A 20598-nucleotide genomic window follows, 5' to 3' on the forward strand; every position below is an offset into this window, starting at 1 on the left:
GCCGGCCCACCGGGAACGTGCGACCCGGGGACGGGATCCCGCCTCAGGCCTTCCTCCGATCCCGCGTATCCGTTCCGCATCGGCAACTCCGTCAGATCCACAGCCCCGCCGGCAGGGTCGCCGGGGCGCGGCGCATCTCGGCGCAGGTGATGGGGGTGGGAAACACCTTGGCCGGATTGAACCGGCCGTCGGGATCGAACGCCCGCCGCACCCGCGCCATGGCGTCCAGGTCCGCCGGGGAGAACAGCAGGTCCATGTAGGCCTTCTTTTCCAGCCCGATGCCGTGCTCGCCGGTGATGCTGCCGCCCGCGGCGACGCACGCCCGCAGGATGTCGGCTCCCGCGGCGATCACCCGGTCCAGCTGGCCCGGGACCCGCATGTCGAAGAGGAGGTTGGGGTGCAGGTTGCCGTCGCCGGCGTGAAACACGTTGGCGATGCGCAGGCCGTACCGGCGGCCGATCTCGCCGATCTCCCGCATGATCTGGGGCAGCCGGCTGCGCGGCACCACCCCGTCCTGCACGTAGTAGTTGGGCGCCAGCGCGCCCAGCGCGCCGAACGCTCCCTTGCGGCCCTTCCACAGGCGCTGGCGCTCCGCCTCGTCCCGGGCCACCCGCACCTCCCGGGCCCCCCCGCGGGTGCAGATCTGCCGGGCCAGCTCGGCCGCCCGCTCGGCATACTCCCGCACGCCCTCCACCTCCACCAGCAGCACAGCCTCGGCGTCCCGGGGATAGCCGACCGGCGCGCCGGTCTCCACCGCCTCGATGGTGGTGCGGTCCATCATCTCCAGGGCCGCGGGAACGATGCCGGCGCCGGTGATCCGGACCACGACGTCGGTGGCGTCGTCCATGCGGTCGAAGACCGCCAGCAGCGTGCGCACCGCCTCCCGGGTCCGCATCAGGCGCAGCGCGGCCGCGGTGACGATGCCCAGGGTGCCCTCCGATCCCACGAACACGCCGGTCAGGTCGTAGCCGGGCACGTCCACCGCCCGGCCCCCCAGCCACGTGATCGTCCCGTCCCCCAGCACCACCTCCAGCCCCAGGACGTGGTTGGTGGTCACGCCATAGGCCAGGGTGTGGGGGCCCCCGGAGTTGTTGGCCACGTTGCCCCCGATGGAGCACGCCGCCTGGCTGCTGGGGTCGGGGGCGTAGAAGTAGCCGCCGGAGGCCACCGCCCGGGTGACGTCCAGGTTGATGACACCGGCCTCGGCGACCACGATCCGGTGCCGCAGGTTGACCTCCCGGACCCGGGTCATCCGGGCCAGCGAGACGACCACGCCGCCCTCGGCCGGCACGGCGCCGCCGGCCAGGCCCGTCCCCGACCCCCGCGGCACGATGGGGACGTCGGCCTCCCGGGCCGCCCGCACCACGGCCGCGACCTCGGCCGTCGAGGCGGGCAGGACCACCACCTCGGGGAGGACCTGGAGGATGGAGCCGTCCTGCTCGTAGACCACCACGTCGGCGGGATCCACCAGCACGTGGCGGTCGCCCACGATCTCCCGCAGCCGGGCCACCAGCGCCCGCCGGTCGGCGCCGGCCGCCGCGTCCGGCGCGTGTTGTGTGCGCGGGTTCTCGCGCCTCACTCGGGCACCACCTTGCCCGGATTCAGCAGTCCCCGGGGATCCCACGCCCGCCGGACCCGCCGCATCGCCTCCAGGTCGGGTGCGGCGTACATCCAGCGCATGTGGGCCCGCTTGTCCAGCCCCACTCCGTGCTCACCGGTGATGGTGCCCCCCAGCTCCAGGCCGGCCCGGATGATCTCCTCTGCCGCCCGGGCCACCGCGGCCGCCGCGCGGGGGTCGCGGGGGTCATACAGCAGGTTGGGATGAAGGTTGCCGTCGCCAGCGTGAAAGAAGTTGGCGATGGGCACGCCGGTACGGGCCGCGATCTCCCCCACCCGCCGCATCATCTCCGGCAGCCGGTGTCGGGGGACGGTCACATCCGCCAGGTACACCCCGCGGCGGACGCGCCCCAGGGCCCCGAACGCCTCCTTGCGGCCCTTCCACAGCAGGGCCCGTTCCTCCTCGGAGGCGGCGGTGCGGACCTGCCGGGCGCCGTGGCGGAGGCACAGGGAGCGCACCTGGTCCGCCAGGCGGTCGAGGACGTCGGCGAGACCGTCCACCTCGACCAGCAGGACGGCCCCCGCGTCGGTGGGGTATCCGGCGTGGGCGAATTCCTCGACGATGCGCAGGGTCAGGGCGTCCAGCATCTCCAGGGCGGCGGGCACGATGCCGCTGGCGATGATGTCGGAGACGGCCTGGCTGGCGCTCTCCACGCCGCCGAAGACGGCCAGCAGGGTGCGCACCCCTTCGGGCAGGCGCACCAGGCGGACCACGGCGCGGGTGACGATGCCCAGGGTGCCTTCGGAACCCGCCAGGAGGCCGCGGAGGTCATAGCCCGGGGCGTCCGCGGCGGCGCTGCCCGCCCACACCACCCGCCCGTCGGCCAGGACGACCTCCGCGGCCAGGACGTGGTGGGTGGTGACCCCGTAGGCCAGGCAGTGGGCACCCCCGGCGTTGGTGGCGATGTTGCCCCCGATGGTGGACGCGGTCTGGCTGCCCGGATCCGGGGCAAAGGCCAGGCCGTACGGCCGTGCGGCGGCGTTGAGGTCGGCGTTCACCACCCCCGCCTCCACCTCCGCCAGACGGTGGCGGGGGTCCAGGGAGAGGATCCGGTTCATGCGGGTGAGGGCCACCACCACACCGCCGCCCTCCGGCACCGCGCCCCCGGCCAGGCCGGTGCCGGCGCCGCGCGGGATCACCGGCACGCCGCACTCTGAAGCAGCGCGGACGACCTCCGCCACCTCGGCGGTGGACCCCGGCAGGACGACCGCGTCGGGGAGATGCCCCGTCAGGGGCAGGGCGTCGTGCTCGTAGACGACCACGTCGGCGGGGTCGGTGAGCACGTAGGGCTCACCGACGATCCCGCGCAGGCGGCGCACCAGCCTGTCCCTGTCCACCGATGTGTCCCCGCCGGACACCCCAGACGCCCGGCTCTCTTTTCCCTTCTTCCCTCTTCCCTTTTCCCTCTTCCCTACCCCAGCACATACACCACGACGTCGGTGGGCCCGTGGACCCCGCGGACCGGCACCAGCTCGATGTCGGCGGTGCGGCTGGGGCCGCTGATCAGGGTGAGCGCCGACGGCAGCGGTCGCGGCAGGCCGGCCAGCAGATCCTCCAGGGTGGCCACGACCCGCCCGGCCGGCAGCACCGCCACGTGCAGGGGCGGCAGCAGCGACGTCGTCCGCGGGCGCCCGGGACCGCAGGCCAGCACCAGGGTGCCGCTGGTGGCCACGGCGGCCTCGGCCGTCGTCAGGCCGGCGTCGCAGGCATCCAGACGCTGTGGGGTGTGCTCGCCGGGACCCACGATCGCCATGCCGGCCTCCCTCAGGGCCTCGACCGCGGGAGCCAGCAGCGGGTCCTCCCAGACCGCCACCGTCCGCACCCCTCTGTCCCGCATCTGCGCCGCGAGCTGCCGGGCCCACCCGTGGGCAGGCGCGACCACCACCTCGGCGGCGGCCTCCCGGGCGCGACGCGCGAACAGGTCCAGCGCGTCGGCGGGGCGCCCGGCGGTCCGGTAGACGTCCGGCAGGGAGATGTCGGAGGGCGAGCGGCCGCGCAGTCTGGCCAGGATGTGTTCCCGGGCGGTCACGGCTGTGCCCCTCCGGAGGAACGGATCTTCTGCCACCGATCCCGGAAGGCATCGGCGGGCGGTGCGGGCAGGTCCCGGTAGCGGACCCACGCCGACAGGGGGTAGGGCAGAACGCGCCGCCCCTGCAGCGCCCGCAGAGCCCATCGGGCCATCCGCCCCGCCACCCGCAGGCGCGACGCGCGGGCCATCACCGCCGTCCACCCGCGGACGAACATCCGCTCCATCGGGCCCGACCATCCCCGGCTCATCACCCGCGCCCGCAGCTCCAGCAGCAGGCGCGGCAGGTCGATGCGGACCGGGCAGATCTCCCCGCACGCCCCGCACAGCGACGACGCAAACGGCAGTTGTGCCGCCGCGTCCAGCCCCCGGAGCAGGGGCGTGATCACGGCGCCGATGGGGCCGGAATACACGGAGCCGTAGGCATGCCCGGCTGTCCGCTCGAATACCGGGCAGACGTCCAGGCACGCGCCGCACCGGATGCAGGCCAGGGCCTCGGCCATGACCGGATCGGCGGCGATCCCCGATCGCCCGTTGTCCAGGATCACCAGGTGCAGCTCCTCGGGACCGTCGCCCTCCCCCGGACGGCGGGGCCCGGTGATCCACGACACGTAGCTGCTCAGCCTCTGCCCCGTGGCGGCCCGCGGCAGCAGCGTGAGGAACACCGCCAGGTCCGCCAGCCGCGGGATGACTTTCTCCACGCCCATCAGGGCGATGTGCATCCGCGGCAGGGTGGTGGTCAGGCGGGCGTTGCCCTCGTTTTCCACGATGACCAGGGTGCCGGTCTCGGCCACGGCGAAGTTGACCCCGGTGATGCCGACGTCGGCGGACAGGAAGGTGCGCCGCAGCACCCGGCGCACGGTGCGGGTGAGTTCCGCCGGGTCGTCGTGGACGGGGACCCCCAGCCGGTCGGCCAGCAGGCGCGCGATCTCCTCCGTGGACCGGTGGATGGCCGGGGCGATCAGGTGGGCCGGGCGGTCTCCGGCCAGCTGCACCAGGTACTCGCCCAGGTCGGTCTCCACCACCTGGCAGCCGGCGGCCTGCAGGGCGGTGTTCAGCTCGATCTCCTCGGAGGTCATGGACTTGCTCTTGACCACCGCGCGGCCGCCCCGGGCGCGGACGAGGTCGGCGATGATGCGCTGCGCCTCGCCGGCGTCCCGGGCCCAGTGCACCCGCCCGCCGGCGGCGGTGACGCGCTCGTCCAGCTGCTCCAGGTAGCGGTCCAGGTGGGCCAGGGTGTGCATCTTCACCCGGTGGGCGTGCTCCCGCAGCGCCTGCCAGTCCGGAACTTCCTCGATGACCGCCCGCTGCAGGTCCCGAAAGCGCACCATGGCCCGCCGGACCGACGCGTGCAGGACGGGGTCGGCCAGGGCGGCCTCCGACGCGCGCACGAAGTCGATGGGCACAGACCTCATGGACCGGTCACCGTCATCCGGGTGTCAGCGCGCCGCCAGGATCTCGGCGATGTGGACCGCCCGCACGGCGCTGCCGCGGCGGGACAGGCCGCCGGCGATGTGCATCAGGCAGCTGCAGTCGGTGGACGTCACCACCTCCGCGCCCGAGGCCTCCACGGCGGCCATCTTGGCGTGGAGCATCGACCCCGACAGCGCGGCGAACGTGACCGCAAACATCCCTCCAAACCCGCAGCACTCCTCCAGGCCCGGCAGCTCGCGCAGCTCCAGCCCGCGCACCGCCCGCAGCAGGCGCAGCGGCTGGTCGCGCAGGCGCAGTCCCCGCAGGCTGTGGCAGGACGCGTGGCAGGTGACCCGGTGGGGAAAGCGCGCCCCCAGGTCCCCGGCGTCCAGCACGTCCACCAGGAACTCGGTGAGCTCGTACGTCCGGGCGGCCAGATCGCGCGCCCGGACGGCGGCCGGCGGGTCGTCGCGCAGCAGCAGGGGATAGAACTCCCGCACCATGGTGGCGCACGAGGCGCTGGGAGTCACCACCGCCTCGGCGCCCCCGAAGTCGTTCAGGAACTTGCGGGCCAGCCGCGCCGCCTCCGGCCAGAACCCGTCGTTGAAGGCCACCTGCCCGCAGCAGGTCTGGGCCAGCGGGACGTCCACCTCCACCCCCGCGCGGCGCAGGACGGCCACCGCGGCCTCGCCCACCTGGGGGAACAGCTGGTCCACCAGGCACGTCACCCACAGGGCGACCCGCCCCGGCCGGCCGGAGGCATCCCTCATCGCGCGCGACCCCCCTCAGTTGCCCACTTCCCCGTGAATCCGCTCGGGCGAAGCCGGAGCCCCGGCCGGCACGGCAGACCCTTCCCGCAGGACGCGCGCGGCGTCTTCGGGGACCACCGGGTTGATGTAGAATCCCGACCCCCACTCAAAGCCCGCCACCTGGGTCAGCCGCGGCATGATCTCGATGTGCCAGTGGTACAGATGGCCCAGGGGGCTGTGGTAGGGCAGCGTGTGGACGATGAAGTTGTACGGCGGGTTGGCCAGGCAGGCGGCCAGCCGGGCCAGGGTCTCCCGCAGCGCCCGGGCCACCGGCTCCACCAGCTCGGGGGTCAGGGTGCCGAAGTCGGCCATGTGCGCCCGCGGCAGGATCCAGGTCTCAAAGGGGAAGCGGGAGGCGTACGGCGCCAGGACCACGCAGGCGTCGCTTTCCCAGATGATCCGCTCCCCGCTGGCCCGTTCCTGCTCCAGCAGGGCGCAGTAGATGCACGCGCCGCGGCGGGCGAAAAACCTCTCCGCCGCCTCCAGCTCCTCGGCCACCCGCTTGGGCACCACCGGCAGGGCGATCAGCTGCGAGTGGGGGTGGGACAGCGACGCCCCCGCGGTCCGGCCGTGGTTGCGGAACAGCAGGGCGTACTGGAAGCGCGCGTCCCCCCGCAGGTCGCGGTAGCGGTGCAGGTACGCCCCGATCACCTCGGCCACATGCCCGGCCGGCAGCGCGCCCAGGTGGGTGGCGTGGTCGGGGGTCTCGATGATGACCTCGTGGGCGCCCACCCCGTCCATCCGGGTGAAGATCCCCGGCCGGGTGCGCTCGGTGCTCCCCTCGATGCGCAGGGCGGGGAACTTGTTGCTCACCACCCGCACCGTCCACCCCGGCGTGTTGGGCGCGGTGCCCGGGGCGCGCACGGCGTAGATCTCGGGCGGGGTGTGGTCCTCCCGCCCCTCGCAGAACGGACAGGCATCGCTGTCGGCGGCCTCCACCGGCTCGGGGTGGAAGTCGGTGGGCCGGGCGGAGCGCTCGGTGGCGATGATCACCCAGCGCCGGGAGATGGGATCCTTGCGCAGCTCGGGCACCGCGTCACCTCCGCGTGTCCACGGCCGTCATCGGCGCCGCCGGGCGGCGGCGAGGGTCCGCTCGTACAGGTCCAGGTACCGGCGGGCAGCGGCCTGCCAGGAGAAGTCGGCGGACATGCCCGCGCGCTGCAGCCTCTTCCACAGCGCCGGCGTGCGGTAGACCTCCAGGGCCCGCGCCACCGCCGTCGCCAGCGCCTCGGGACTGTACGCATCAAACACAAAGCCGGTGGCGGTGCCGGCCTCCAGCGCGTCCGGGGTGGCGTCCACGATCGAGTCGGCCAGCCCTCCGGTGCGGCGGACCACGGGCACGGTCCCGTAGCGGAGGCTGTACAGCTGGTTCAGCCCGGACGGCTCGTAGCGGGACGGCATGACGAACAGGTCCGCGCCGGCCTCGATGCGGTGCGCCAGGGCGTCGTCGAAGCCGATGCGGACGGCCACCCTGCCGGACTCCCGCCGGGCGAGGTCTTGCAGCATCTGCTCGTACCGGGGCTCGCCGGTGCCGAGGACGACCAGCTGCGCGCCCCGGGCCAGAATCTCGGGGGCGGCGGCCACCACCAGATCGATCCCCTTCTGCTCCACCAGCCGGCCCACCATGCCCACCAGCGGCGCGTCGGGCCGCACGTCCAGGCCGACCTCCCGCTGCAGGTACTCCTTGCAGACCCGCTTGCCCGACAGGTCCTCCCGGGTGTAGGGCGCCGGCAGGTGGGGGTCGTGGGCGGGGTCCCAGATGCGGTAGTCCACACCGTTGAGGATGCCCACCAGGTCGGCGCCGCGCTCGCGCAGCACGCCGTCCAGGCCGGCGCCGAACTCGGGTGTCTGGATCTCCCGCGCGTAGGTGGGGCTGACGGTGCTCAGCATGTCGGCGTAGATCAACCCGCCTTTGAGCACGTTCACCTTCCCCCAGAACTCCAGGCCCCGCACCGAGAACATCCGGGGAGGTAGTCCGGTGAGGGGAAACTGGTCGGCCGGAAAGATCCCCTGGTAGGCCAGGTTGTGGATGGTCAGCAGGGTCGGCAGCGGTGGCGCCTGACCGCTCGCCACCAGGGGCGGGATGAGGGCGGTCTGCCAGTCGTGGCAGTGGACCAGGTCGGGCCGCCACTGCTGGCGGGGGAGCCAGGCCAGGGCCGCCCGGCACAGGCAGGCGAAGCGGGCCAGGTTGTCGGGGTAGTCGGACCCTCCGTCCCCGTACAGGCCAGGGCGGTCGAAGAGCTGCGGCTGGTCCACCAGCCACACGGGCACGCCGGTGTCGGGCATGGCGCCGTCCCAGATCACCGCCTCCACCGTCCGCTCCCCCAGGGGAACCCGCACCGATCCAGCCCGCCACCACCCCGCGACCTCGATGCCGCGGTAGCGGGGCAGGACGACGCGCACCTCGCACCCCAGCGCCCGCAGGGCCGCCGGCAGCGCGCCGCCCACGTCAGCCAGCCCTCCGGTCTTGGCCAGCGGCACCGCCTCCGAGATGCAGAACAGGACCTTCACCCCGACCTCCCGTCCCGCCGCGCGGACCGTCGTCCGCCTCTCTTCCCTCTTCCCTGTTACCCGTGGCACTAACAGGTCCCTGACGCCGGCCTTGGGTGCGACCACTGACCCGCAGATTTACCCGGTGTGCGAAAGGGTAGACCGTCTTTGGTTTCCCCTGTTCCCTTTTCCCTCTTCCCTCTTCCCTCTAACGAGCGCCACGTACAGGTCCGTGACGTTGGTCCGCGTGGGACCGCTGACCAGCAGGTCGCCCAGCGCCTGAAAGACGTGATACGCATCGTTGTCGGCCAGCGCCCGCGCAGGGTCGCGCCCCGCCGCCCGGGCCCGGGCCGCGGTCGCGCCGTCGGCTACCGCGCCGGCGGCATCGGTGGGGCCGTCGGTGCCGTCGGTGCCGCAGGCCGCCACCACCACGCCATCCCACCCCTCGATGGCCAGCGCGGCCGCCAGGGCGAACTCCTGGCAGCGGCCGCCCCGCCCCGCTCCCCGGACCGTCACCGTCGTCTCCCCCCCTGCCAGCAGGCAGGCCGGGGGGCGGATCGGGCGCGAGCGCTCCCGCACGGTGCGGACGATGCTGCAGACCACCCGGGCGGCCTCCCGCGCCTCGCCCTCCAGGCGCGTGGTGAGGACCAGCGGCCGGAATCCCAGGCGGGCCGCCCGGGCTGCCGCGGCATCCACCGCCCGATCGATGTTGCCCACCACCTCGACCTGCACCCGTGCAAACAGCGGGTCCCCCGGCTTGGGCGTGTCCGGCTCCTGCCCGGCGGCGCCCCGCTCCAGGTGCAGCCGGACGGATGGCGGCACCCGGTCCAGCAGACCGTAGCGTTGCAGAACTGCCAGCGCGTCATGGAAGGTGGTGGGGTCGGGGGTGATGGGACCGGACGCGATGGCGTCCAGGGGATCTCCGGGCACGTCCGACAGCACCACCCCCACCACCCGGGCGGGCGCGGCGGCCCGCGCCAGCCGCCCGCCCTTGATGCGGGAGAGGTGCTTGCGGACGGCGTTGATCTCGCGGATGGTCGCGCCGCTGCGCAGCAGCAGGTCGGTGACCGCCATCTTCTCCTCCAGGGTGATCCCGTCCGCCGGCGCCGGCAGCAGCGCCGAGCCTCCCCCCGAGATCAGGCACAGGACCAGATCGGGCTCCTCCGCCCCCGACACCAGGTCGAGGATGCGGCCGGCCCCGCGGGCGCCGGCCTGGTCCGGCAGCGGGTGGCCAGCCTCGATGACCTCGACGCGCCGCAGGGGCATCCCGTACCCGTACTTGACCACGACGAGCCCGGCGGTCAGCCGGTCGCCCAGCACCCGCTCGCAGGCGGCCGCCATGGGCGCGCAGGCCTTGCCCGCCCCCACCACGAACACGTGCCGCACCCGGCGCAGGTCGTAGCGGCGCCGGCCCACCCGGAGAATCGGGCCGCGGCGGGTCACGGTACGGGACACCGCGACCTCCGGGTCGACCGCCCGGATGGCCGCACCCAGGATGGACACCGCCGCCCGCCGCAGCGTGGCCGCGGGCTTCCCGGCGACTGCGGCCGGGTCAAACACCGCCAGATCCCGACGCCGGCACCGACCGGTGTCCGGGGGAGATCCGGCGTCCCGCCGTCAGCCGACGTCCCACAGGGAACTGCTCCCGTTGGGGCGCACCGCCTCCACCCGGACGCCGGTGATGCCCTCCCGCTCCAACGCCCACAGGGCGGTGTCCCTCGCCAGCGGCGTCAGGTTGTTGATGTCGCTCAGATGCACCAGGCAGGCCATCCGCAGCCTCCCCCCGGCCGCCGCCGCCACCACCAGCCCGGCGGCGGCGTCGTTGCTGAGGTGGCCGGTGGGGCTGAGGATCCGGTTCTTGAGAAACCACGGGTAGGGGCTGACCGCCAGCAGGCGCAGGTCGTAGTTGGCCTCCACCACCAGCGCGTCCACGGTCCGCGACCGTTCCACCAGCGCCTCGTCCACCGCGCCCAGGTCGGTCGCCACCAGCACCGCGCGCGGGCCCCGGGAGATCACGTAGCCCACCGGCTGCGCGGCGTCGTGGGACACCACAAGCGCCTCCACCTGCACCTCCCCCACCCGGACGGGGACGCCGGGGACGACGCGCTCGGCGGACACTCCCTGCGCAGATTCGGCCGCCGCGCGGAGGGTTCCCTCGGTGGCCAGGACCGGCACGCCGGCCTGGCGGGCGAGCGCCCAGGCCCCCCGGGCGTGGTCCTCGTGCTCGTGGGTGAGCAGAATGGCCGCCGGCGGCCAGGCGTCGGGCATGGCGACCAGTTCCTGCGCCACCAGTTCGGCCGGGAGTCCCACATCGACGAGCAGGCGCGTGGCCCCTCCCTGCACGTAGACCGCGTTGCCGCCGCTGCCGCTGCGGATCACCCGCACGCGCAACATCGTCCCTCCGCACCCCGGGCCTGCGCCCAGGGTCCTTTCCGCCCGCGTCCTCTAACTCCTCCGGGGCGGGCGGCCCCACACCCACAGCGCCACGCCCGCCGCGGCAACGACGGCCAGGCGCACCCCGTGGACGGCCCGCGCCCGCGCCCGCAGGGGTCCCTCCAGGCCCTCCCACGTCGCCGTCCCGCCCGCCACGCGGGCCCCCGGCGCCGTGACGCGACCCGGCAGGCTGACAGACAGGCGGACGCCGCCCAGGGCGTCGGCGGCCGCCGGGGCGGTGCGCAGGGAGACGTCGTACACGGACGCCACCACCCAGGACCGGCGACGGATGCGCACCTCTCCCAGAGTCCCCACGGCCGGCCGGGTGAGCCGCCCCACGAACGGCTCATCCACCCGCAGGTCCACCACCGGACCGCCCGCCTCCGGCCACACGATGGCGTCCACCCGGGCCGAGCCCGACAGGCCGCCCGCCGCCAGGCCCAGGACGGCACCGGCCATCAGCCCGCGCGCCCACGGCGTCATGCGACCACTTCCGGCCCGGGCATCACCAGCAGCGCCGGCTCGGCCAGCAGGTCGGCCACCTGCCGCAGGGCGTGTCCCCAGGCAGCCGCCGAGTCCGGGATGGGGACGTACCGGGGCGGGCGGACCGTGACCACGGCCACGTCGGCGTCGCGCGGCAGGCCGGCCAGTTCCCGCGCCGCCTGGACCGCCGCCTCAAAGTCGCCCAGCTCGTCCACCAGCCCGCGGGAGACGGCGTCCTGTCCGGTCCACACCCGCCCGCGCGCCACCGCCTCCACCTGGTCGGTGCGCAGGCCCCGCCCCGAGGCCACGCGGGCGATGAACCGCCGGTAGATGTCCTCGGCCCAGTGGCGGACGGCGGCGTCCTGGGCGTCGGTGTAGTCAGCGAAGGGGGATGGCAGGGTGGCCGACTCCCCCCGGGTCAGAATCTCCCGCTCCACCCCGGTGCGGGCCAGAAGGCCCCGCAGGGAGATCTTTCCGGCGATCACGCCGATGGAGCCGGTGAGGGTCAGCGGGCTGCACACGATCCGCCGCGCCCCGCACGCCACGTAGTAGCCGCCCGATCCGGCCACCGCGCCCAGGAAGGCCACCACCGGCACGCGCTGCTGCACCCGGACCACCTCCCGCCAGATCAGGTCCGACGCCACGGCCGATCCGCCACCCGACTCCACGTGGAGGATCACGGCCCGCACCCCGGGCGTCCGCTCCGCCGCCCGCAACGCCCGCGCCACGGTGTCGGACCCGGCCAGCCGGCTGCCCACCAGGGGCAGGGGAACGGGAAACTGCCGGCTCTCTCCGGGGACGATGGTTCCCAGGACCTGCACCACCGCCACCACCGGGCGCCGCCACCGCCGCCGGGGCGCGCGCAGCCGGCGGACCGCCTGAGGCCAGGGGACGATCCGCGCCGGGCGTCCGGCGGCGCCCAGCACCGACGGCAGCTCGTCTTCGTAGGCCACCCGGTCCACCAGGCGCAGGCTCAGCGCGTCGGCGGCGGTGAGCAGGCCCCGGTCGATGGCGGCGGCCACCTCGGCGGGCGCGATGCCCCGGGAAGACGCGATGGCGGAGGTGATCTCCCCCTGCCAGGTCTCCAGGATCGCCTCCAGCATCTCCCGGTGGGGTTCGGTCATTCTCGGGTACAGGAACCGGTGGGCGGCGGTCTTGTATTCGGCGATGTGGTGGTACCGGGCGCGGATCCCCAGCCGGTCCAGCGCCGCCCGCAGGAATGTCGCCTCCACCCGCAGACCGGCCAGCAGGAGCTCGGCGCTGTCGGGGACGATCACCTCCTGCGCCCCGCTGGCCAGGTAGTATCCCGCCAGGTCTGCCGCGGGCAGGAAGGCCACCACGCGGACGCCGGCCTGGCCCAGGTCCCGCAGGCCATCGCGCAGGACCCGCAGGGCGGGCAGCCCCGCCCGCACCGCCCCTATCCTCACCACCACCCCGCGCACCCGGGAATCGGTGGCCAGCATCCGCAGCCTCTCCCGCCACTCCTCCAGGCTCACGTCCGGCTCCGCCCCCCACCCCCGGGCCAGCCAGCGGCGGAGGACTCCGGGCGGCGGGGTGCGGCGCTCGGGCAGGGAACCCGACACCGTGAGGAGCACGACCTCGGGAGCGGGTAGCAGGCGCACCAGGCCGTTGCGGACCGCCCGCGCGGCCGCACCCAGCGCGTCCCGCAGAACGGTCAGCAGGCCCATGGCGAACCTCCTCTCACGGGGCGGACCGCAGAGCCGGGCGCGCCGGAGCGCGGGCGGGGACGCGGCTCAGTCATACCCCAGCTCGGCCAGGCGCTCGTCGTCGATGCCGAGGTGGTGGGCGATCTCGTGGACGACGGTCCGCCGGATCTCCTCCGCCATCTCCTCCTCGCTGGCGCACGCCTCCTCCAGCGGGCCCTGGAAGATCGTGATCTTGTCGGGCAGCAACGAGTCGGCGGTGATCCCCCGGGAAATCAGGGGGACGCCTTCGTACAGGCCGAACAGGGTGTCCTCGGGCCCCACGCCGGCGGCGGCCAGCTGTTCCGCCGACGGCCAGTCCTCCACCACCACCGCCACGTTGTCCAGCCGCGCGCGGATCTCCTCGGGAAGGGACTGGAGCGCCTGCAGGACCAGGCGCCGGAACCGCCGCCGGGACAGCCGCATCGACACCCCCACTGTAGCCCACGGCGCCGGCCTCCTCAACGGGGAGGGAATGCCCCGCCCCGCGGCACACGTTGACCCGGCGGGTGAGGTGTGACATCATCGGAGGCCGGAATGTTCCAGATCGAGTTCCTGTACTGGGAGGACTGCCCCTCCCATGAGCCGGCCCTGAAGCGTCTGCGGCAGGTGGTGGAGGCCCTCGGGGTGCGCGCGTCGGTGCGCGTCATCCGGGTGGACACCGACGAACAGGCGCGGGCACTGCGCTTTGCCGGCTCGCCCACCATCCGCGTCAACGGCGTGGACCTGTTCCCCGCTCCCGGCGAGGCCTACCGGCTGACCTGCCGGGTCTTCCTGACCCCCGACGGGCGGGTGACACCGATCCCCACGGTGGCGATGCTGGAAGATGCCCTGCGCTCCGCCCTGGACCGTCCCCCGCGGGCCGCCTCCGGGGAGCCCGCCGACGGGGGCGACGCGGGCGGGGGCCACACGCTCCTGGCGCTGGAGGTGGGCTCGCCGCTCATCCCCTTCACCCTGCGGGACGCCGCCGGCCACCGGGTCGGGACCGACGACTACCGCTCCGCCAGGGTCCTGGGCGTGGTCTTCACGTGCCTCCACTGCCCGTATGCCCTGGCGTGGGAAGACCGGCTGATCCGGATCCAGCGGGACTACGCCGGCCGGGGCGTCCAGCTGCTGCTGGTCAACCCCACAGACCCCCGCCGGCACCCCGAGGACGGCGAGGAGAGCATGCGCCGCCGGGCGCAGGAGCGCGGGTATCCGTTCCCCTTCCTGGCCGACCCCGCCCAGGAGGTGGCGCGGCGGTATGGGGCGACGCGGACCCCCGAGGTGTTCCTGTTTGACTCCGCCGGGATCCTGCGCTACCACGGGGGGGTGGACGACAACAGCGAAGATCCCGCCGCCGTCCGCCACCCGTACCTCCGGCAGGCGCTGGACGCCCTGCTGGCCGGCCGGACCCCGCCGCTGGCGGAGACGCCGGTGATCGGCTGCCGGATCGTGTACGGACACGCCCCGGGCGGCCGGGGACGGGCGGACTAGCCCGGCAGCCCGAGGGCCAGGCGCACGCCCGCCCCGAGCAGCAGCAGCCCGCACACGGCGGACAGCACCCGCAGGGCGGGACCGGTCATCCACCGCCGCGCCCAGCCGACGGCGGCCGCGAGGACCGCGCACCAGGCGATCGCCGCCGCCATCACGCCGGCGAAGACCGGGGCAAAGACCGGTGAGCCGGCGGGCGCCTGGGCGGCCACGGCCGCGCCAGCGGTCAGCCAGAATCCCATCGCCAGCGGGTTGGTCAGCGACAGGGCGGCGCCGGCGGCGAAGTCCGCCCCGGGACGGACCCGCGAGGGACGCGGGGTCGGGCTCCGCGCGTCGCGCAGCGCCCGCCAAGCCAGCCACAGCAGCAGGACGACGCCCGCCGCGCCCAGCGTCCGCCCCAGGCCGGTGCGCGTCAGCGTGGCCGCGCCCGCCAGGCCGGCCGCCGCCCACAGGGCGTCGCCCAGCAGCGAGCCCACCCCCAGGGCCAGCGCTGCCGTCCAGCCCCGGGCTGCCCCCCGGCGGACCGCCTCGGCGGTGACCGCCCCCGGAGCCGCGCAGAACGCCAGCCCCAGAACCCACCCCGTCACCACCAGGTTCACGACCGCCTCACACGTCGTAGTAGAGGTGAAACTCCGCCGGGTGCGGCCGCAGGCGCACGAAGTCCACCTCCCGGCGGCGTTTGAGATCCAGCCAGGTCTCGATCACGTCGGGAGTGAACACCCCTCCCTCCAGCAGGAAGGCGTGGTCCTCCTCCAGCGCGGCCAGCGCGCCTTCCAGCGACCCGGGGACCTGGCGGATCTTCCGGGCCTCCTCCGCCGGCAGCTCGTACAGGTCCACGTCCATCGGGTCGCCCGGGTCGAGGCGGCGCCGGATCCCGTCCAGGCCCGCCAGGAGCATGGCCGCAAACGCCAGGTAGGGGTTGGCGGAGGGATCCGGGGGCCGGTACTCGATGCGCTTGGCCCGCGGGCTGGCGGAGTACACGGGGATGCGCACCGCGGCGCTGCGGTTGCGCTGGGAGTACACCAGGTTCACCGGCGCCTCGTACCCGGGGACCAGCCGACGGTACGAGTTAGTGGTGGGGGCGCAGAACGCCAGCAGGGCCGGCGAGTGGTGCAGCAGGCCGCCGATGTAGTACATGGCCAGCTCGCTGAGCTGGGCGTAGCCATCGGGGTCGAAAAACAGGTTGACCTCTTCCCTCCACAGGCTCTGGTGGCAGTGCATCCCCGACCCGTTGTCCCCGAAGATGGGCTTGGGCATGAAGGTGGCGGTCTTGAAGTGGGCGCGGGCGAACATCTTGACCAGGTACTTGTACAGCATCAGCCGGTCGGCCATCTCGGTGAGGGTGGCAAAGCGCAGGTCGATCTCGCACTGGCCCGCCGACGCCACCTCGTGGTGGTGGACCTCCACCTCCAGCCCGGCCTCGCGCATCTTCAGGACCAGCTCGCTGCGGAAGTCCTGGAGGCTGTCCGCCGGCGGGACCGGGAAGTAGCCCTCCTTGTGTCGGGGCTTGTAGCCCAGGTTGGGCCTTTCGTCGCGCCCGGTGTTCCAGGGGCCTTCCGCCGAGTCCACCAGATAGGAGGCACTGTGGGCCTGCAGGTCGTAACGCACGTCGTCGAACACGAAGAACTCCGCCTCGGGCCCCCAGTAGCTGGCGGTGGCGATGCCGGTGCTCGCCAGGTAGTGCTCCGCCTTCTGGGCCACGTAGCGGGGGTCGCGGGTGTACCGCTCGCGGGTCACCGGATCGTAGACATCGCAGATGAGCATGAGGGTGGGCACCCGGAGCAGCGGGTCCACGCGCGCGGTCCGGGAATCGGGGAGCAGCAGCATGTCGGATTCGTCGATGGCCTGAAACCCCCGGATGCTGCTGCCGTCAAACCCCACCCCCTCCACGAACATGCTCTCGTCCAGCTCGTCGGCGGGAATGGAGAAGTGTTGCCACCCTCCCACCAGGTCGGTGAACCGGAAGTCCACCATCCGCACGCCCTGGCGGCGGCACAGGTCAATCACCCGGGACGGGTTAATCAGCGCGTGGTCCGACAGGTGCGTGCGTATCTGATCGGTCATGGGATCCTCCAAGAAGACGTGTCTCGCTCGGCCATCATCACCGCTCCACCGCCTCCGGCACCGGACGCCGGTCCGCCGCCGGGGCCTCCGCGCCGGGCAGCCGCCGCAGGATCGCGTCCAGCTTCATGCCCGTCAGGGCCTCCACCACCGCCGGCAGCTGGGCCAGGACCCGCGTGACCTCACCGGTCACCCGGGAGGCGCCCGCGCCGTCGCCGTTGCCGATGAGGATGATCTTGTCGGTCCGGGCCAGCGGCTCGGCCACGGCCCGCGCCAGATCGGGCAGGATGCGGATCACCAGGTCGGTCAGGGCCGCCTCGGTGTACTGGGACCAGGACCGGGCTTTCTGCTCCATCGCCTCGGCCTCGGCGATCCCCTTCAACCGCAGCGCCTCGGCCTCGGCGGCCCCGGTGGCCCGGATGCCCTCCGCGCGCCCGGCGGCCTCCGCGGCCAAGCGGTGCCGCTCGGCTTCCGCCAGCATCTGGATGCGCTCCCGCTCAGCCTGGGCCGGCTTGAGGACCTGGGCCACCAGCTCCTTCTCCCGGCGCAGGATCTCCCGGGCCTCCAGCTCGATGGCCTTGTCCTTCTCCACGATGCTCACCTGCATCTGCTCGGCCTTCACCTGCTGGCTGACGCGGTGGCGGTGCAGTTCGTAGGCCAGGTCCGCCTGCGCCCGCTGGGCGGCCACCTCGGCCTCGTAGGCCGCCTTGCGCACCGCCAGGTCCCGGCGCGCCTGCTCCACCTCCGCCTCGGCCGCCAGGCGGGTCTGCTGGGCCTCCCGTTCGGCCTCGGCCTCCGCCTTGACCGCGTCCCGCTTGACCTGGGCGATCCGGGGCCGGGCCAGGGCCTCCAGGTATCCCTGGCTGTCGGTGATGGTGCGGATGGTGAGGGAGACGATCTCCAGCCCCATCTTGGCCAGGTCCTCGGCGGCCGCCTCCCGGGCCGTGCGCGCCAGCGCGTCCCGGCCGCGGTAGATCTCCTCCACGGTCATGGTGCCGATGGCGGCCCGCAGGTGGCCCTCCAGGGTCTGCTGGACCGTCCGCATCACATCCTCCCGGGACCGGGAGAGGAACTGCTGCGCGGCGGTGGCGATGCCGGCCTCGTCGCTGCGGACCCGCACCTGCGCCACCCCGTCCACGGTGACGGGGATGGCGTGGGCGGTGTACACCTCCGCGGCGCGCACCTCCAGGGTCATCAGCTCCAGGGACAGCCGCTGCACCTTCTCCCGGACGGGCCACACGAAGGTGCCGCCGCCCAGGACCAGGCGGTACCCCACGGTCCGCACGGAGCCGTCGGGGCCCCGCACCCGCCGCCGACGGCCGGAGATGATCAGCACCTCGTTGGGACCGACCTTGGTGTACCGCGCGGCCCACAGGGCCACCCCGCCCGCCACCGCCAGCGCCAGGACACTCCACAGAACGATCATCCCTGCTCCCTCCTCACCCGGGATCCTACGCTCCCGCGGCCTCGCCGGCGCGGTGCACGCGGATCTCTTCCGCCCGCGCCCGGCCGGCGCGCTCCAGCTCCCGCCCCACCAGGTCCGCCAGCGTCCAGACGTCCGCGGCCATCAGCATCCGGGTCCCGGAGGACGCCGTGTCGGGAGGCGCGCACCCCACAACCCCGTCCACCTGCCAGACCTCCACGGTCGTCCGCGCCCGGCCGTCGGGCACCGAGAGGACGTACCCGCATCGCCGGGCAGCCGCCGCCAGCTCGGCCCGCGCCCGGGGGTCCGGGCAGGTGAGGACCAGCGGCCCGGCTCCCTGGTGCACCTCCCGCAGCGCCCGCAGGGCGGCCGCCAGCCCCGGCACGCGCACCGGCAGGTCCGGGGTGGCGAGATGGCCGTCCTCCCAGAACAGGGGCGCCCACAGCCCCTCGCCCTCCACCACGGCGCACGCCGGATGGTAGCGGAGGTCCCGCCAGGAGAGCGCGCGGACCTCCAGGTCTGCCCGCCCCAGGTAGCCCGCCAGCCGCTCGCGCAGGGTCGCCAGGGTGGCCGCCTCCAGCAGCGGGCCGCCGGGGACGCGGCCGCACAGCCGCCCGTCCCGGGCCGTCACCGGCACCGCCGGCCCGCCGCGCACCCGAAACACAAAGCGGGGCAGCCGGTAGCCCTCCAGCACCCAGACCAGGACCTCGCGCGCCGCCCGCTCCAGGGCTGCCAGGTTGCCGGCCACCAGGGGAAGGCCCGCGATCTCGGTCCGGTAGCGCTCCTTCAGCAGGACGCGCTCGGACCGCACCAGGTCCCGGTAGACCGGAATCCGGCCGGTGGTGGGAGCGCCTACTCCGGCCAGGTCCACCACGAGCTCGTACGCCGGACCGGCCGCCCCGGTCCGGGCACATCTCTGCAGGCGCATGTCCACCACCCGGGGGATCTCGGGTCGGCGGCGCCGGCGCATGGGCGCAGTTGCAATCGCGCGGGTCGCGCCCGCAGCTGCTGCGCCCGACGCCGCCCCCTCCCCGGCCCGCCGCCGATGGACGACCCGGTGGGGGATGATCACCCACAGCGCCAGCAGCACGCCGAACGCCACCAGCCCCAGCAGCACCTGCGTCATGGCTGTCCTCCCGACTCCCCGGCGGCTCCCAGGATGGGGACCAGAACCTCGGGGTAGCACTCCACGCCGTGTTCGGGCACGTCCAGCCCTCCCAGCTCCTCCTCCCGGGATGCCCGCAGGCCCATGGTGGCCCGCAGCAGCCCGAACAGGGCGAACCCGGTGGCCAGGGACCACGCCGTCACCGTCACCACGCTGACGGCCTGAGCCAGGAGCTGCGCCCACGACCCGGCCACCAGCCCCCGCACGCCCCCGTAGGTGCCGTCGGCGAACACTCCCACGGCCAGCAGGCCCCATAGCCCGCCCGCCGCGTGCACCGACACCGCACCCACCGCGTCGTCCACCCGCAGCGTGCGCTCGACAAACCCCAGGCTCCACAGCATCACCAGCGCCCCCACCGCCCCGATGATCACCGCCGCCCAGGGGGCCACGTAGGCGCACGGCGCGGTGATGGCCACCAGCCCGGCCAGCGACCCGTTGCAGGCCAGGGTGACGTCCGCCTTGCCCGTGCGCAGGAGGGAGAGGTACAGCGCCACCACGGCCCCCGTGGTTCCGGCCAGGAAGGTGTTGACCGCAATCACCGAGATCCGCAGGTCGGTGGCCGCCAGGGTGGATCCGGGGTTGAACCCGAACCACCCGAAGAACAGGATGAACGTCCCGGTCACCACATAGGCCATGTTGTGGCCCGGGATCACGTTGGGGGTGCCATCGGGGTTGTACTTGCCGATGCGCGGCCCGACCATGGCCGCCCCGGCCAGCGCCACCAGCCCGCCTACCGCGTGCACCACCCCCGAGCCGGCGAAGTCCCGCGCCCCCACCCCCTCGCCCAGAAACGGCAGGTACTCGGACAGCCGGCCCAGCCAGCCGCCGCCCCATACCCAGTGGCCGTAGATGGGGTAGATGAGGGCGGAGACCAGGAAACTGTACGCCAGGTAGGCGGTGATCTTGGTGCGCTCGGCCACGGCGCCGGCCACGATGGTGGCCGCGGTAGCGGCGAAGACGATCTGGAAGAACCAGTACAGGATGGTGGTCACATCATAGCTCTGGCCGGTGAGGAAGAACCCCGAGTACCCGATCAGGGCGTTGCCGGCCTCCAGGCCCGGGGCGATCGCGCTCCCGCCGAACATGAAGGCAAAGCCGAACGCCCAGAAGGCCAGGGACGCCATGCAGAAGTCCATGAAGCTCTTGGTCAGGTAGTTGACGGTGTTCTTGGACCGGATCAGCCCCGCACCCAGCAGCGCGAACCCGGCCTGCATGAAGAACACCAGGAAGGCGGCCACCAGCGTCCAGGCGAAGTTGACCGCGGCCGCCGGGTCGGACGCCAGGGTGGCCCGACCTGTCGGGTCGCCGGCCCACGCGGAACCCGCCGCCACCATCACCCACACTGCCACCGCCACCAGCCGCCGCATCGGCCGCCTCCTCCGCCCACGGACCCACAAACACAGACGGCGCCCTCCGCCAGGAGGGCGCCGTGGCCCCACATACCGCCTATGCTTTTTCTTTGGACGTTACCCTAGCACAGGCCGCCCCGCCGGTCAAGGGG

General features: G+C 73.9%; 18 protein-coding genes. 1 reads left to right on the forward strand and 17 read right to left on the reverse strand.

Features of this window, described 5'->3' with window-relative positions; translation table 11 throughout:
• Positions 1 to 91: 91 nt before the first annotated feature.
• From RB150_08635 to RB150_08690, 12 genes are all read right to left on the reverse strand, one after another.
• Positions 92 to 1579: an FAD-linked oxidase C-terminal domain-containing protein gene (locus RB150_08635; protein ID MDQ7820601.1), complete on the reverse strand. Its 1488-nt coding sequence runs from the start codon at positions 1577 to 1579 to the stop codon at positions 92 to 94.
• Positions 1576 to 2955, reverse strand: a complete 1380-nt coding sequence (locus tag RB150_08640; protein ID MDQ7820602.1) for an FAD-linked oxidase C-terminal domain-containing protein — start codon at positions 2953 to 2955, stop codon at positions 1576 to 1578. The genes RB150_08635 and RB150_08640 overlap by 4 nt, the downstream gene beginning before the upstream one ends.
• Positions 2956 to 3029: 74 nt before the next feature.
• The gene (locus RB150_08645) at positions 3030 to 3647 is read right to left on the reverse strand and encodes an LUD domain-containing protein (GenBank protein MDQ7820603.1); all 618 of its coding nucleotides are present in this window, start codon (positions 3645 to 3647) and stop codon (positions 3030 to 3032) included.
• Entirely contained in the window at positions 3644 to 5059 is a 1416-nt protein-coding gene (locus RB150_08650; GenBank protein ID MDQ7820604.1) for a LutB/LldF family L-lactate oxidation iron-sulfur protein, read from the reverse strand. Before RB150_08650 ends, RB150_08645 begins: the two co-directional genes overlap by 4 nt.
• 24 nt (positions 5060 to 5083) lie before the next feature.
• On the reverse strand, positions 5084 to 5827 hold the full coding sequence (locus RB150_08655; protein MDQ7820605.1) for a (Fe-S)-binding protein: 744 nt from the start codon (positions 5825 to 5827) through the stop codon (positions 5084 to 5086).
• Between the two features lie 15 nt (positions 5828 to 5842).
• Positions 5843 to 6898, reverse strand: a complete 1056-nt coding sequence (locus RB150_08660) for a DUF4931 domain-containing protein (protein MDQ7820606.1) — start codon at positions 6896 to 6898, stop codon at positions 5843 to 5845.
• A 27-nt stretch (positions 6899 to 6925) separates the two neighbouring features.
• Entirely contained in the window at positions 6926 to 8377 is a 1452-nt protein-coding gene (gene glgA / locus RB150_08665) for a glycogen synthase GlgA (GenBank protein ID MDQ7820607.1), read from the reverse strand.
• A gap of 117 nt (positions 8378 to 8494) precedes the next feature.
• Positions 8495 to 9916: a glycerate kinase gene (locus RB150_08670; protein ID MDQ7820608.1), complete on the reverse strand. Its 1422-nt coding sequence runs from the start codon at positions 9914 to 9916 to the stop codon at positions 8495 to 8497.
• 57 nt (positions 9917 to 9973) lie between these two features.
• Positions 9974 to 10750 carry an MBL fold metallo-hydrolase gene (locus tag RB150_08675; GenBank protein MDQ7820609.1) on the reverse strand — a complete coding sequence of 259 codons (777 nt, stop codon included), beginning with the start codon at positions 10748 to 10750 and terminating at the stop codon, positions 9974 to 9976.
• Positions 10751 to 10801: 51 nt separating this feature from the next.
• Positions 10802 to 11272: a hypothetical protein gene (locus tag RB150_08680; protein MDQ7820610.1), complete on the reverse strand. Its 471-nt coding sequence runs from the start codon at positions 11270 to 11272 to the stop codon at positions 10802 to 10804.
• Positions 11269 to 12960: a signal peptide peptidase SppA gene (gene sppA, locus RB150_08685; protein MDQ7820611.1), complete on the reverse strand. Its 1692-nt coding sequence runs from the start codon at positions 12958 to 12960 to the stop codon at positions 11269 to 11271. The genes RB150_08680 and sppA overlap by 4 nt, the downstream gene beginning before the upstream one ends.
• A gap of 66 nt (positions 12961 to 13026) precedes the next feature.
• Positions 13027 to 13401: a metallopeptidase family protein gene (locus RB150_08690; protein MDQ7820612.1), complete on the reverse strand. Its 375-nt coding sequence runs from the start codon at positions 13399 to 13401 to the stop codon at positions 13027 to 13029.
• Between the two features lie 111 nt (positions 13402 to 13512).
• Here RB150_08690 and RB150_08695 point away from each other — a divergent pair, with 111 nt between their 5' ends.
• The gene (locus RB150_08695; protein MDQ7820613.1) at positions 13513 to 14451 is read left to right on the forward strand and encodes a redoxin domain-containing protein; all 939 of its coding nucleotides are present in this window, start codon (positions 13513 to 13515) and stop codon (positions 14449 to 14451) included.
• Here the strand turns inward: RB150_08695 and RB150_08700 are convergent.
• From RB150_08700 to RB150_08720, 5 genes are read right to left on the reverse strand one after another with little or no spacing between them, the layout of a single operon-like run.
• On the reverse strand, positions 14448 to 15047 hold the full coding sequence (locus RB150_08700; protein ID MDQ7820614.1) for a LysE family transporter: 600 nt from the start codon (positions 15045 to 15047) through the stop codon (positions 14448 to 14450). The genes RB150_08695 and RB150_08700 overlap by 4 nt on opposite strands.
• 7 nt (positions 15048 to 15054) lie before the next feature.
• Positions 15055 to 16512, reverse strand: coding sequence for a type I glutamate--ammonia ligase (gene glnA / locus RB150_08705; protein ID MDQ7820615.1), 1458 nt, complete (start codon positions 16510 to 16512; stop codon positions 15055 to 15057).
• A 37-nt stretch (positions 16513 to 16549) separates the two neighbouring features.
• A complete protein-coding gene (locus RB150_08710; protein MDQ7820616.1) occupies positions 16550 to 17935 on the reverse strand; it encodes an SPFH domain-containing protein in 1386 nt (461 codons plus the stop codon).
• A 25-nt stretch (positions 17936 to 17960) separates the two neighbouring features.
• Positions 17961 to 19058 (reverse strand): hypothetical protein, encoded by a 1098-nt coding sequence (locus RB150_08715; GenBank protein ID MDQ7820617.1) that lies wholly within the window; start codon positions 19056 to 19058, stop codon positions 17961 to 17963.
• The gene (locus RB150_08720) at positions 19055 to 20464 is read right to left on the reverse strand and encodes an ammonium transporter (GenBank protein ID MDQ7820618.1); all 1410 of its coding nucleotides are present in this window, start codon (positions 20462 to 20464) and stop codon (positions 19055 to 19057) included. The genes RB150_08715 and RB150_08720 overlap by 4 nt, the downstream gene beginning before the upstream one ends.
• Positions 20465 to 20598: the final 134 nt, after the last annotated feature.

The organism is Armatimonadota bacterium, from assembly GCA_031081675.1.
Lineage (GTDB): Bacteria > Sysuimicrobiota > Sysuimicrobiia > Sysuimicrobiales > Kaftiobacteriaceae > Calidihabitans > Calidihabitans tengchongensis.

What these genes read in the sequence shown, in the direction of transcription:
- RB150_08680 (MDQ7820610.1), bottom strand. Translation starts at nt 11,272, where the DNA reads ATGACGCCGTGGGCGCGCGGGCTGATGGCCGGTGCCGTCCTGGGCCTG.
- RB150_08720 (MDQ7820618.1), bottom strand. Translation starts at nt 20,464, where the DNA reads ATGCGGCGGCTGGTGGCGGTGGCAGTGTGGGTGATGGTGGCGGCGGGT.
- RB150_08695 (MDQ7820613.1), top strand. Translation starts at nt 13,513, where the DNA reads ATGTTCCAGATCGAGTTCCTGTACTGGGAGGACTGCCCCTCCCATGAG.
- RB150_08715 (MDQ7820617.1), bottom strand. Translation starts at nt 19,058, where the DNA reads ATGACGCAGGTGCTGCTGGGGCTGGTGGCGTTCGGCGTGCTGCTGGCG.
- RB150_08690 (MDQ7820612.1), bottom strand. Translation starts at nt 13,401, where the DNA reads ATGCGGCTGTCCCGGCGGCGGTTCCGGCGCCTGGTCCTGCAGGCGCTC.
- RB150_08655 (MDQ7820605.1), bottom strand. Translation starts at nt 5,827, where the DNA reads ATGAGGGATGCCTCCGGCCGGCCGGGGCGGGTCGCCCTGTGGGTGACG.
- sppA (MDQ7820611.1), bottom strand. Translation starts at nt 12,960, where the DNA reads ATGGGCCTGCTGACCGTTCTGCGGGACGCGCTGGGTGCGGCCGCGCGG.
- RB150_08710 (MDQ7820616.1), bottom strand. Translation starts at nt 17,935, where the DNA reads ATGATCGTTCTGTGGAGTGTCCTGGCGCTGGCGGTGGCGGGCGGGGTG.
- glnA (MDQ7820615.1), bottom strand. Translation starts at nt 16,512, where the DNA reads ATGACCGATCAGATACGCACGCACCTGTCGGACCACGCGCTGATTAAC.
- RB150_08650 (MDQ7820604.1), bottom strand. Translation starts at nt 5,059, where the DNA reads ATGAGGTCTGTGCCCATCGACTTCGTGCGCGCGTCGGAGGCCGCCCTG.
- RB150_08675 (MDQ7820609.1), bottom strand. Translation starts at nt 10,750, where the DNA reads ATGTTGCGCGTGCGGGTGATCCGCAGCGGCAGCGGCGGCAACGCGGTC.